The organism is Polaromonas sp. (assembly GCF_029945925.1).
In the GTDB taxonomy this organism is placed as follows: domain Bacteria; phylum Pseudomonadota; class Gammaproteobacteria; order Burkholderiales; family Burkholderiaceae_C; genus Polaromonas.
On the sequence record NZ_JAQSDN010000030.1, the window covers coordinates 26,778 to 38,063 of the forward strand.

Annotated in this window: 12 protein-coding genes and 1 tRNA gene; 9 read left to right on the forward strand and 4 right to left on the reverse strand. The window is 62.3% G+C overall.

Annotation, left to right across the window (positions count from 1 at the left end):
• Positions 1-10 precede the first annotated feature (10 nt).
• From PSV40_RS07225 to PSV40_RS07240, 4 genes are all read left to right on the forward strand, one after another.
• Complete coding sequence (locus PSV40_RS07225) at positions 11-448, forward strand: NfeD family protein (RefSeq protein WP_366914972.1); 438 nt, start codon at positions 11-13, stop codon at positions 446-448.
• 74 nt (positions 449-522) lie between these two features.
• A complete protein-coding gene (locus tag PSV40_RS07230) occupies positions 523-1,437 on the forward strand; it encodes a stomatin-like protein (RefSeq protein WP_300536092.1) in 915 nt (304 codons plus the stop codon).
• Between the two features lie 24 nt (positions 1,438-1,461).
• Positions 1,462-1,836: a DUF2237 domain-containing protein gene (locus tag PSV40_RS07235; RefSeq protein WP_300536094.1), complete on the forward strand. Its 375-nt coding sequence runs from the start codon at positions 1,462-1,464 to the stop codon at positions 1,834-1,836.
• Positions 1,837-1,883: 47 nt separating this feature from the next.
• A tRNA-Ser gene (locus PSV40_RS07240) sits at positions 1,884-1,973 on the forward strand.
• A 237-nt stretch (positions 1,974-2,210) separates the two neighbouring features.
• Here the strand turns inward: PSV40_RS07240 and PSV40_RS07245 are convergent.
• From PSV40_RS07245 to PSV40_RS07260, 4 genes are all read right to left on the reverse strand, one after another.
• A complete protein-coding gene (locus PSV40_RS07245) occupies positions 2,211-3,404 on the reverse strand; it encodes a branched-chain amino acid ABC transporter substrate-binding protein (RefSeq protein WP_300536096.1) in 1,194 nt (397 codons plus the stop codon).
• A 316-nt stretch (positions 3,405-3,720) separates the two neighbouring features.
• Positions 3,721-4,035 (reverse strand): hypothetical protein, encoded by a 315-nt coding sequence (locus PSV40_RS07250; protein ID WP_300536097.1) that lies wholly within the window; start codon positions 4,033-4,035, stop codon positions 3,721-3,723.
• A complete protein-coding gene (locus PSV40_RS07255; RefSeq protein ID WP_300536099.1) occupies positions 4,032-4,466 on the reverse strand; it encodes a DNA polymerase III subunit chi in 435 nt (144 codons plus the stop codon). The genes PSV40_RS07250 and PSV40_RS07255 overlap by 4 nt, the downstream gene beginning before the upstream one ends.
• Positions 4,463-5,965: a leucyl aminopeptidase gene (locus PSV40_RS07260; protein ID WP_300536101.1), complete on the reverse strand. Its 1,503-nt coding sequence runs from the start codon at positions 5,963-5,965 to the stop codon at positions 4,463-4,465. The genes PSV40_RS07255 and PSV40_RS07260 overlap by 4 nt, the downstream gene beginning before the upstream one ends.
• Positions 5,966-6,026: 61 nt before the next feature.
• Between PSV40_RS07260 and lptF the strand changes: the two genes are divergently transcribed.
• The 5 genes from lptF (at position 6,027) to PSV40_RS07285 (ending at position 10,923) form a co-directional block, all read left to right on the forward strand.
• Positions 6,027-7,154, forward strand: a complete 1,128-nt coding sequence (lptF, locus tag PSV40_RS07265; protein WP_300536103.1) for an LPS export ABC transporter permease LptF — start codon at positions 6,027-6,029, stop codon at positions 7,152-7,154.
• Complete coding sequence (gene lptG, locus PSV40_RS07270; protein WP_300536105.1) at positions 7,151-8,305, forward strand: LPS export ABC transporter permease LptG; 1,155 nt, start codon at positions 7,151-7,153, stop codon at positions 8,303-8,305. The genes lptF and lptG overlap by 4 nt, the downstream gene beginning before the upstream one ends.
• A gap of 2 nt (positions 8,306-8,307) precedes the next feature.
• Positions 8,308-8,667, forward strand: coding sequence for a CbiX/SirB N-terminal domain-containing protein (locus PSV40_RS07275; RefSeq protein ID WP_300536107.1), 360 nt, complete (start codon positions 8,308-8,310; stop codon positions 8,665-8,667).
• Between the two features lie 104 nt (positions 8,668-8,771).
• Positions 8,772-9,716, forward strand: coding sequence for a CysB family HTH-type transcriptional regulator (locus PSV40_RS07280; protein WP_300536108.1), 945 nt, complete (start codon positions 8,772-8,774; stop codon positions 9,714-9,716).
• A gap of 31 nt (positions 9,717-9,747) precedes the next feature.
• Complete coding sequence (locus tag PSV40_RS07285; RefSeq protein WP_300536110.1) at positions 9,748-10,923, forward strand: pyridoxal phosphate-dependent aminotransferase; 1,176 nt, start codon at positions 9,748-9,750, stop codon at positions 10,921-10,923.
• Positions 10,924-11,286: the final 363 nt, after the last annotated feature.

Genomic DNA, 11,286 nt, shown 5'->3' on the forward strand with positions numbered 1-11,286 from the left:
GAAACGCGATATGACAACCCTGGCCGATTCGACGATTTGGTGGCTGCTGGCCGGCGCCGCCGTGGCGCTGGAGCTGGTCACAGGCACGTTTTACCTGCTGATGCTGACCGTCGGCATGACGGCAGCGGCCCTGGCGGCCCATCTGGGCGCCTCCGTCATGGTGCAGATTGTGGTCGCGGCGGTGGTCGGCGGCGGCGGCGTGGTGGCCTGGCACTGGAAACGCAGCCAGAGCCCCAGGCCGGCCCAGGCCAATGCCAACCGGGATGTGCAGATGGACATCGGCGAGACCGTGCATGTGCTGCAATGGAACAACGATGCCACCGCCACCGTGAAATACCGCGGCGCCCAATGGACGGTGGAGCTCGCCGACCATGATGCAGCGCCCCAGCCCGGCCTCTTCAAGGTCAGAAAACTCCACGGCAACCGCCTGGTGGTTGGCAAACTGTGAGAAAGTGCACGGTCTGATGCCGGGCGGCTGATGCTGCCCCCGTTTTTTGTTTTTTGTTTTTTACGGAGAAACTCATGGAAATTGCACTCGTCATCCTGGTGATTGCCGTCATTTTTATCGCGCGCAGCATCAAGGTCGTGCCCCAACAAAACTCGTGGGTGGTCGAGCGACTGGGCAAATACCACGCCAGCCTGACACCGGGTCTCAATTTCCTGATCCCCTTCATTGACCGCGTGGCCTACAAACACTCGCTCAAGGAAATCCCGCTCGACGTTCCCAGCCAAGTCTGCATCACGCGCGACAACACCCAGCTGCAGGTTGACGGCATCCTTTATTTCCAGGTCACCGACCCGATGCGCGCCAGCTACGGCTCATCGAACTACATCGTGGCCGTCACCCAGCTGGCCCAGACCTCGCTGCGCAGCGTCATCGGCAAGCTCGAGCTCGACAAGACCTTCGAGGAACGCGACATCATCAACGCCCAGGTCGTGGCCGCCATCGACGAGGCCGCGCTGAACTGGGGCGTAAAGGTGCTGCGTTATGAAATCAAGGACTTGACGCCGCCCAAGGAAATCCTGCTGGCCATGCAGTCACAGATCACCGCCGAGCGCGAAAAACGCGCACTGATCGCCGCCTCCGAAGGCCGCCGCCAGGAACAGATCAACATCGCCACCGGTGAACGCGAGGCCTTCATCGCACGCTCCGAAGGTGAAAAACTCGCCGCCATCAACAACGCGCAGGGTGAAGCGGCCGCGATCACGGCGGTGGCAGACGCCACCGCCCAGGCCATCGAACGTATTGCCGCCTCGATCCGTCAGCCCGGCGGTGAAATGGCCGTGCAGCTCAAGGTTGCCGAAAAGGCCGTGGAAGCCTACTCCCGCGTTGCGGCCGACGCCAAAACCACGCTGATTGTTCCCAGCAACATGACCGAAGTCTCGACCCTGATCACCTCGGCCATGACCATGGTGCAGTCCACCCGGGCCGCCTGACCAGCATCCGCAGAAGGCACACGCATGAACGCCATGAACGTACTCGGTACGGAGCTGGTCCCCTGCTCCTACGACCCGTTGACCGGCTATTTCCGCGACGGCTGCTGCAACACCGACGAGTCCGACCTGGGCTCGCACCTAGTCTGCGTCAAGGTGACCAGCGACTTCCTGGCATTTTCAGCAGCCAAAGGCAACGACCTGGTGACCCCCCGGCCCGAGTACCGCTTTGCCGGGCTCAAGCCCGGCGACCGGTGGTGCCTGTGCGCCAACCGCTGGCGCGAGGCACTGGAAGCCGGCTTTGCGCCGCCCGTGGTTCTGGAGTCCACCCACCTCAGGGCGCTGGAGTTCGTGACACGCGCGCAACTGGAAAAACACCGTTTTCGCAGCGCGCTTCACTGATCAGCGCCATCTTCCGTGCCGCGCACTGCTACAATGCAAGGCTTCGCGGAAAGGTGGATGAGCGGTTTAAGTCACACGCCTGGAAAGCGTGCGTGGGGTTATACCCACCGCGGGTTCGAATCCCGCCCTTTCCGCCAAAAGTACAGTTGCCGTGAGTTTTCCACACGGCAGTGAAAACTCCTGAAAGCCCAGCTTGTCTGGGCTTTTTTGTGTCCGCCATTGGGAGGCAGGCCTTACCGCCTCAGCGCAACAACACCTCCTGGCGACGAACGGTGGTGATCCGTCAACGCGAGCGATTTCCCGCGCGCCCCTTGAACCTTGAAGAGCAAAAAAAAGCCACCTCGCGGTGGCTTTTTTTCTGAGGGCCGGAGAACTTATTCCAGGGCCGTTTTCTTGCCGTCCTTGTAGGTGTACAAGGTGATGGACGGGTTTTTCAGTTCGCCGCTAGGCAGGAACTCGATGGTGGTGGTCACGCCCTTGAGGCTGGTTTTGATCAGCTCTGGGATGTAGACCTTGGGATCGCTCGAGTTGGCGCGTTTCATCGCGTCGACCAGCACGAAGGTCGCGTCATAGGTGTACGGGCTGTAGACCTGGAACTGGTTCGGGTACTTCTCGTCGTAGCGTTTCTTCCACTCGACGCCGCCAGGCATCTTGGCCAGCGATGCGCCGCCCTCGGCACAAATCACGTTGTCGAGGGTCTTGGCGCCGGCAGCAAGCTTGGCAATCTCGGAGGTGCAGATGCCATCACCACCGAAGTACTTGACCTTGCTCATGCCCAGCTGTTCCATCTGACGCAGCATCGGGCCGGCTTGCGGGTCCATGCCGCCGTAGAACACGGCGTCAGGGCTCTTGGCCTTGATGGCGGTCAGGATGGCCATGAAGTCAGTGGCCTTGTCGGTGGTGAACTGCTCGTCAACCACGGTCATGCCTTTTTCCTTGGCCGTCTTCTTGAAGATGTCGGCAACACCCTGTCCGTAAGCGGAACGGTCGTCGATGACGGCCACTTTCTTCAGCTTGAGCGTGTCGGCAGCGTAAAACGCCAAGCCGGCACCCAGGGCCAGATCGTTGGCAATGATGCGGTAGGTGGTGTTGTAGCCTGGCTTGGTCAGGTCAGGGTTGGTGGCGGCACCAGTGACGTGGGGAATGCCGCAGTCGTTGTAGACCTTGGAAGCAGGAATGGTCGTGCCCGAGTTGAGGTGACCGACCACGCCGGCGACTTTGGAGTCGCACAGTTTTTGTGCGGCAGCCGTGCCCTGTTTCGGATCAGCAGCATCATCTTCAGCAACGATTTCGAAGGTGGCCTTCTTGCCGCCGATCATGACGCCCTGTTTGTTCAGGTCTTCAATGGCCATGCGGACGCCATTTTCATTGTCTTTGCCGTAATGGGCCTGCGCGCCGGAAGTCGGGGCGACGTGGCCAATCTTGACAACGAGCGTATCACCGGCGGGTGCGGGAGCCGCAACGACCGGGGCAGCAGGTGCAGTGGCGGCCGGCGCAGCTTCTTCTTTTTTGCCGCAGGCAACAACCAACATGGCGGCCAAAGCGACCGCAGTCCATTTCATTTGCATAAATACACTCCAATTAGGAAATTACCGTTAATGGTTGAGAACTGATTTTTCTACTCAACAGCCACGAACATAACGCAATTTCCGCGCCCGCACCATAGCAAGCAGCCCTAGTGTTGCGCTGCGGAGGTGGAGCAAGAAATGAAATTGATCTGGTATTAGCAAATCTAATAAAGCGTCAGAGGCAGGCCTGCCATGGGCAGTAGCCCTGGCCCCGCGGCATGATCATATGAATCGTCAAAAGTACCAGCCGCCTCAGGTATTTTTAACGCCCTCGAACAAGCCACCCTGCATGAACCGGAAAGCCGGCGCAGCCGTTTCAGGGCTTGTCCTGCAGCTGGCTGGCCAGTTCCTGCTCAAACGCCTGGTTGACCGACTGCCGCACCACGATCTCGATTTCGTCCCTGAGGCTGGGCGCCAGCGCCTGGGTGTGCTCCAGCACCAGACGGCCCACGGTCTCGCGCAGCAGCCGGTCCAGCGTCAAATCGACGCGCTGCATCACGCGATGCACCATCTGCTCCTGAAAGTGCTGCATGTCCATCGCCGCGGGGGCGCGCCGGCCCCCGGGCGCGGTGGCCTGGGGTTGCACAACTTCCGTCAGCGTGGGCACAAAGCGGGGTGGCGGGCGGTTCATGAGGCGCCCGCGCTGGCCAGGTCGTGCCGCCTCATGGCATAACCGCGGTCGGCGTAATGCTTCCAGCGGCTGCGGGCGGCCGCGCGGTCGTCATCGGCGAGGGTGACGAGTTCGATGAACCGCTCGAAACGCTCAAACCCGACCGGCACGTGGTGCCCGAGGTTGACCAGCACCTCATGGTGGGGACAGCCCTCCAGAGAACCGGCCAGCAGCACCGGCGTGGCAGACACGGTGGACGGGACCGCGCTCAAGTGACAATGCGGCACGAATTCCAGCGGGGAGAAGGTCCACAACAACTGGTCCAGCCGGGCCAGCATGTCCGGCTCAGCCGTCACCACGACGCGCGCGCCGCTGCCCCAAGCCTTGCGCAGCAGTCGGCAGCTGTAGGCCAGCTTGTCCGGCACGTTGAAATGAAAAGCAACTTCGGTCATGCGCGTGACCGGGCTCCCGCCTTGGGGGTCCGGGTTTTGGCTGGCGCTCTGGCCGGCTGAACCTGGCTCAGCAAAAAATCGACCAGCAGGGGCACGGGCCGGCCGGTCGCGCCTTTGGCGGCCCCGCTTTTCCAGGCCGTGCCGGCAATGTCCAGGTGCGCCCAGGGGAACTTGCCGGCAAAGCGCTGCAGAAACTTGGCCGCGGTGATGGCGCCACCGGCACGTCCGGCAACGTTGGCCACGTCCGCAAAATGGGTTTTCAGGCCCTCGGCGTATTCGTCGTCCAGCGGCATGCGCCAGCACAGATCGAGCGAGCTGTCGCCGGCCGCGCCCAACGCCTGGGCCAGCGCGTCGTCACTGGAGAACATGCCGCTGCGCACGCCGCCCAGCGCAATCACGCAGGCGCCGGTCAGGGTGGCAATGTCCACCACGGCGCGCGGCTTCAGGCGTTCGGCGTACGTCAACGCATCACACAACACCAGCCGGCCTTCGGCGTCGGTGTTGAGGATCTCGATGGTCTGCCCGCTCATGCTGGTTACCACATCGCCGGGCTTGATGGCACGGCCGTCGGGCATGTTTTCGCAGGCGGGAATCAGGCCCACCACATTGAGCGCGGGCTGCAACTCGGCCAGCGCGCGGAAGGTACCGAGCACGCTGGCTGCGCCGCCCATGTCGTATTTCATCTCGTCCATCTCGGCGGCAGGCTTGATGGAAATGCCGCCGGTGTCGAACGTGATGCCCTTGCCGATCAGCACCACCGGCGCCTCGGTTTTGGCGCCACCGTCATAACGTAGCACGATGAAACGCAGAGGCTCTTCCGAGCCCTGGGCGACGGCCATGAACGAGCCCATGCCGAGTTTGGCGACCTCTTTGGGGCCCAGCACCTCCACCTTGATCCCGGGCAGTTTCCCGAGGTCCCTGGCGGCTTGGGCGAGCATCGTCGGCGTCGCGTGGTTGGCCGGCCGGTTGGCCCACTCCTTGGCGAATGCGAGGCCACTGGCCAGCCCGACGCCCTTGTCAAATCCGGCACGACTGGCCGCCAGCGAAGAGACGGCCACCAGCACCTGCCTGAGTTTTTGTTCGGCCGGCTTCGATTTGGTGGTGCTGTAAAGGTAGGCAGCATCGGCGCAGGCCAGCACGGCGGCGCGCGCGGTCTCCTGGCCGGCCTGCGGCAGTGCGCAGAGGCTGAGAAGCACGCGCCGCGCATTGGTGTTTTTCAGGGCGACCATCGCTGCATGCACCGCCGTCCGGATACTTTTGGCGCTGCCGTCGCCGGCTCCTGCCAGCAGCACCCGCGTGGCAGCCACTCCCTCGGGCCGGTAGGCGCTGAGCAGCTTGCCGGCCTTGTTTTCAAAGTCACCCGCCTTCAGGGCCAGCGTCACCATTTTCGACACCGCGTCGGTTCCGGCGTTCATCTCGCCGGCCACCAGGACAATCAGGGCATCACATTTTTCGGCGCAAATTCGGGCGGGGGTCAGGGTTTTGAGTTCAAAGTCCATAATCGGGGGTTAGGCGTCGCAAGCGCAGTGGTCGGTTGTTGTTAAGGGCAAGTTTCAGTCAATGTTATTCCAATCCTCGATCCGCAAAGAGCTGGCACGCAGTTTTGGGGCCACCCTTGTGGTTTTGATGACCATTGTGATCACCATCATCCTGATCCGCACGCTCGGGCAGGCCTCGCGCGGCAGCGTCAACCCGCAGGACGTGATGCTGGTCATGGGTTACTCGGCCCTGGGCCGCATGCCGATCATCCTGACACTGTCCCTGTTTGTGGCCATGGTCAGCACCCTCTCACGCATGTACCGCGACAGCGAGATGGTCGTCTGGTTTGTCAGCGGCCGCGGGCTCGGCTTTTTTCTCGTGCCGCTGTTCCGCTTCGCCTGGCCGGTGCTGCTGGTGATCACGCTGATGTCGGTATTTGTCTGGCCCTGGTCCAACCAGCAGACTCAGGAGGTGCGGGACCGGTACGAGCAGCGCGGCGACCTGGAACGGGTCTCGCCCGGCCAGTTCCAGGAGTCGTCCAGCGGCAACCGGGTCTTTTTCATCGACCGCGATACCAGCCAGGAGAAAGTCAGCAACAACGTCTTCATCGCCTCGACCGAAAAGGGCAAGAATTCGGTGACCACCGCCAGTTCCGGCCGCATCGAAACGGTAGGCAAGGACCAGATGCTGCTGCTCGACAACGGCCAGCGGCTTGAAAGCGAGATCGGCAAGTCGGCCCTGAAGATCACCGAGTTTGCGGAATACGGCAGCAAGGCCGGCGACAGCCCGCTGATCAACGGGGCCAACATCCCCGAAAAATCCAAGTCCACCCGCGAACTGCTGAAATCGCCCACGCGGACCAACCAGGGTGAACTGGCCTGGCGCCTGGGCATGGCGCTGGCCGCCATCAATTTTGTCGTGATTGCGCTGGCGCTGGCCAGCGTCAACCCGCGCGCCGGGCGCAGTGGCAACCTGATTTTTGTGCTGTTCACCTTTGTCGTTTATCACAACCTGCTGAACCTGGGCCAAAGCTGGATCAGCGTGGGCGCGGCCAATTTCGCCGGCTTTGTGCTGGCCCTGCACGGGGGGGCGCTGCTGCTGGCGCTGGGCTGGTTGTCCAAGCGCCACCTGAACTGGACCTTCAAGGGCGCCATGAGCCGGCAGCGCAAGCGGCAGGCCAGCCGGCAGACGGGCAAGGTGGCCGCATGAAGACCATACGCCGCCTGATTTACGGCGAGGTGCTGGCCTCCATTGCTTTCGTGGCCGTCGGATTTCTGGCGCTGTTTTTCTTTTTCGACCTGGTCGATGAGCTGCAGTACCTGGGCAAAAATGCGGCCGGCGCCGTCAGTTCCGACGCCAACACCTACCAGATCAAGCATGCGCTGCTGTATGTGGCGTTGCTGATCCCCAGCCACCTGTACGAGCTGGTGCCCATCTCGGTGCTGATCGGCACCATTTTCGTGATGGCCCGGCTGGCGCAGAGTTCGGAATACACCATCTTGCGCACCAGCGGCCTGGAACCCTGGCGCGCGCTGCGCCTGCTGCTGACCCTGGGGGCGATTTTCGTCGTGATCTGTTTCGCCATTGGCGACTACGTGGCGCCGGCCGCCGACCGTGCCGCCCAGTTGCTCAAGGCGCGTTACCAGGGCCGCATCACCATCGGCCAGACCGGGGCGTGGCTCAAGGAAAAACAGGCCTACAACAGCTACGTGGTCAACGTCGGCGCCCTGTCCGCCGACAACGAAATGCAGGCTGTGCGGGTTTTCGAGTTCGACAACAAGGGACTGCTGGTGTCCATCACGCAATCGGCCATCGCCCGGTTTGCGGCGGACGACTCCTGGCAGCTCGAGAACGGTACCCGGACCGAATTCACCGTGCAGCCGGGACAGGCCTCGACAACCGGCGCCGGGCGTGAAACGGCCAAAATAAGCATCAACAAGATCGCCCAGTTCCGATGGCCCACCGGGATCAGCGCGGAGATGGTCTCGGTCGCCGTGCTCAAGCCCGAACGCATGAGCACGATTGACCTGTTCGCCTACATACGCCACCTCAACGCCAATGGCCAGACCGCCCAGCGTTACGAAATCGAGTTCTGGAAAAAGGTGTTTTACCCGCTGAGCTGCCTGGTGATGGTGGTGCTGGCCCTGCCCTTCGCCTACCTGCACTTTCGCAGCGGCGGCATCGCCGGATATGTGTTCGGCGGCGTGATGATCGGCATCAGCTTTTTCCTGCTCAACAACGTGTTCGGCTACATCGGCAACCTGCAGAACTGGCAGCCCTGGCTGGCGGCTGCTGCGCCCGGCCTGCTCTACACCGCCATTTCGCTGGGCGCTTTCGGCTGGCTGGTATTGAGGCGCTAAAAATGAAACAAGGCATTATCTTGTTTGCGCACGGCTCGCGCGACCCCCTCTGGCGCCTGCCCATCGAGGCGGTGGCAGATGCCATCCGCACGCGCGACCCCGAGGCACGGGTCTGCTGCGCCTATCTCGAATTGTGCAGTCCGGACCTGACGCAGGCCGCCAGCGATTTGATCGCTTGCGACGTCGACCGGATCAGGGTTTTTCCGGTTTTTTTCGGAGTCGGCAAACACGCCCGGGAAGATCTGCCGTTACTGGTGGCCCAGCTCCGGGCCCAGCATCCCGGCGTGCCCGTGGAATTGATGCCGACAGCCGGTGAACATCCCCTGCTGATGGCGCTGATGGCCGACATCGCTTTGTCCTGAAGCCCGGCGGCACTGCGCCAGCCCAGCCCTATTTTTTGGGCGCACGTCTGATTTCTTTAGGGTCAAGCAGGCATAATAAAGCGAATAATTAGCAAGAATCGGATATGAATCTTCACCAATTCCGCTTTGTCCAGGAAGCCGTCCGGCGCAACCTGAACCTCACCGAAACCGCACGCATCCTGCACACCTCGCAGCCCGGGGTGTCCAAGGCCATCATCGAGCTGGAAGAAGAACTGGGCGTGGAAATTTTTGCCCGCCACGGCAAACGCCTCAAACGCGTGACCGAACCGGGCGAACACGTGCTCAAAAGCATAGACATCATCATGCGCGAGGTCGGCAACCTGCGGCGTATCGGCGAGCAGTTCTCCGCGCAGGACAGCGGCACCCTGTCCATCGCGACCACCCACACCCAGGCGCGCTACGTGCTGCCGCAGCCGGTGGCCAAGCTGCGCGAGGCGTTTCCGAAAGTCAATGTCAGCCTGCACCAGGGCTCGCCCGACCAGGTGGCGCGCATGCTGATCGACGAGGTGGCCGAGATCGGCATCGCCACCGAGTCGCTGGCGCACTATGAAGAGCTGGTCACGCTGCCGTGCTACGAATGGCAGCACATGCTGGTGTTGCCGCTGGACCACCCGCTGGCCAAACAGGACAACATCACGCTGGAAGACCTGGCCGAACAGCCACTGATCACCTACCACCCCTCGTTTACCGGCCGCACCAAGATTGACCAGGCCTTTGCCGCCAAACACCTGCGTCCGCGCATCGCGCTCGAAGCAATCGACTCCGATGTGATCAAGACCTATGTGCGCCTGGGCCTGGGCGTCGGCATTGTGGCCGAGATGGCGCTCAAGGATGACGGTACCAATGCCGACCTGGTGGCCCTGCCCGCCGGCCAGCTGTTCGGGGTGAACGTGGCGCGTGTCGCCTTCAAACGCAGCGCCTACCTGCGCAACTTTGTCTACAAGTTTGCCGAACTGCTCAATGACAAGCTCGACCGCGCCCAGATCACCCGCGCCATGAGCAGCCGCCACGGCGACTTCGAACTCTAAACTCCATCACTCCACCCTCACCATGACGACCATGCCTTCTACCAGCGAGCGCACGCCAGAGATACAGACCAAACTGCCCGCCGTGGGCACCACCATCTTCACGGTGATGTCGGCGCTGGCCCTCGAAAAAAACGCGGTCAACCTCGGCCAGGGTTTTCCGGACTTTGACTGCGACCCCAAGCTGGTCAGCGCCGTCAACGACGCCATGACCCGCGGCCTGAACCAGTACCCGCCCATGCCCGGCGTGCCGGTGCTGCGCGAGGCGATTGCCGTCAAGCTGCAGCAACTGCACGGCCGCAGCTACAACCCGAACACCGAAATCACCGTGACGGCCGGCGCCACGCAGGCCATCATCACCGCGGTGCTGGCCGTGGTGCACCCCGGCGATGAAGTCATCGTGCTCGAGCCCTGTTACGACAGCTACGTGCCCAACATCGAGCTGGCCGGCGGCATTCCCGTGCGCGTTCCCCTGACGCCCGGCACCTTCCGCCCCGACTTCGACAAGATATCCGCCGCCATCACCCGCAGAACGCGCGCAATCATCATCAACTCCCCGCACAACCCCAGCGCCACCGTCTGGACCCGCGAGGACATGCTGCGCCTGCAGGAGATCCTGGCGCCCACCGACGTGCTGCTGATCAGCGACGAGGTCTATGAACACATGGTGTTCGACGCCGCGCAGGGCCGCGTGCACGAAAGCGCCGCGCGTTTCCCCGGCCTGGCGGCGCGCGCCTTCATCGTCAGCAGCTTTGGGAAAACCTACCATGTGACCGGCTGGAAGATCGGGTACGTCGCCGCACCGGCCTCGCTGACGAGCGAGTTCCGCAAGGTGCACCAGTTCAATGTCTTCACCGTCAACACGCCCATGCAATACGGCCTGGCCGCTTACATGGCTGACGCACGCCCTTACCTGGACCTGCCGGCGTTTTATCAACGCAAGCGCGACCTGTTCCGTGCCGGCCTGGCGAAAACCCGCTTCAAGCTGCTGCCCAGCGAAGGCAGCTACTTCCAGTGTGTGGACATCTCGCAAGTCAGCGACCTCGGTGAAGCCGATTTCTGCAAATGGCTGACCACCGAGATCGGTGTCGCCGCGATTCCGCTGTCGGCGTTTTACGGCAACGGCTTCGACCAGCGCGTCGTGCGCTTCTGTTTTGCGAAGAAGGACGAGACGCTCAACAGTGCGCTGGAGCGGTTGACCAAGCTGTAAGTTGCTATCACATTGATAGCTAGCGGCGAAAGTCCCATAAGGGCCGGAGGCCGATTTCATCAGTGAACTCGATATAAGAAGGGATTTGAATACATTTGTGGCATCACACTGCGCCTGTGGTCCTTTCTGGACAGTAGGACGGACTCCCCACTCCCACCCCTATCCCCTGCCCTCGCCCCGCTGGGCGATGGAGGGGGACTTCATTTGGCCGCGTGTGCTACGTCCGCGTGCCTGAATGACGGATTGTTGAGTCCGACATGACGCGCTTCGCGCGTCATGTCTCCCCGCACCCGATCCCGAATCCGAATCCGCATTTCTTCCCCCACCCGTCGGGCTGGGCCGAGGAGCGCAGTCAAAAGCGGA

Excerpts from the sequence above, each read along its gene's own strand:
- PSV40_RS07225 (WP_366914972.1), top strand. The coding sequence starts at position 11 with ATGACAACCCTGGCCGATTCGACGATTTGGTGGCTGCTGGCCGGCGCC.
- PSV40_RS07230 (WP_300536092.1), top strand. The coding sequence starts at position 523 with ATGGAAATTGCACTCGTCATCCTGGTGATTGCCGTCATTTTTATCGCG.
- PSV40_RS07235 (WP_300536094.1), top strand. The coding sequence starts at position 1,462 with ATGAACGCCATGAACGTACTCGGTACGGAGCTGGTCCCCTGCTCCTAC.
- PSV40_RS07245 (WP_300536096.1), bottom strand. The coding sequence starts at position 3,404 with ATGCAAATGAAATGGACTGCGGTCGCTTTGGCCGCCATGTTGGTTGTT.
- PSV40_RS07250 (WP_300536097.1), bottom strand. The coding sequence starts at position 4,035 with ATGAACCGCCCGCCACCCCGCTTTGTGCCCACGCTGACGGAAGTTGTG.
- PSV40_RS07255 (WP_300536099.1), bottom strand. The coding sequence starts at position 4,466 with ATGACCGAAGTTGCTTTTCATTTCAACGTGCCGGACAAGCTGGCCTAC.
- PSV40_RS07260 (WP_300536101.1), bottom strand. The coding sequence starts at position 5,965 with ATGGACTTTGAACTCAAAACCCTGACCCCCGCCCGAATTTGCGCCGAA.
- lptF (WP_300536103.1), top strand. The coding sequence starts at position 6,027 with ATGTTATTCCAATCCTCGATCCGCAAAGAGCTGGCACGCAGTTTTGGG.
- lptG (WP_300536105.1), top strand. The coding sequence starts at position 7,151 with ATGAAGACCATACGCCGCCTGATTTACGGCGAGGTGCTGGCCTCCATT.
- PSV40_RS07275 (WP_300536107.1), top strand. The coding sequence starts at position 8,308 with ATGAAACAAGGCATTATCTTGTTTGCGCACGGCTCGCGCGACCCCCTC.
- PSV40_RS07280 (WP_300536108.1), top strand. The coding sequence starts at position 8,772 with ATGAATCTTCACCAATTCCGCTTTGTCCAGGAAGCCGTCCGGCGCAAC.
- PSV40_RS07285 (WP_300536110.1), top strand. The coding sequence starts at position 9,748 with ATGCCTTCTACCAGCGAGCGCACGCCAGAGATACAGACCAAACTGCCC.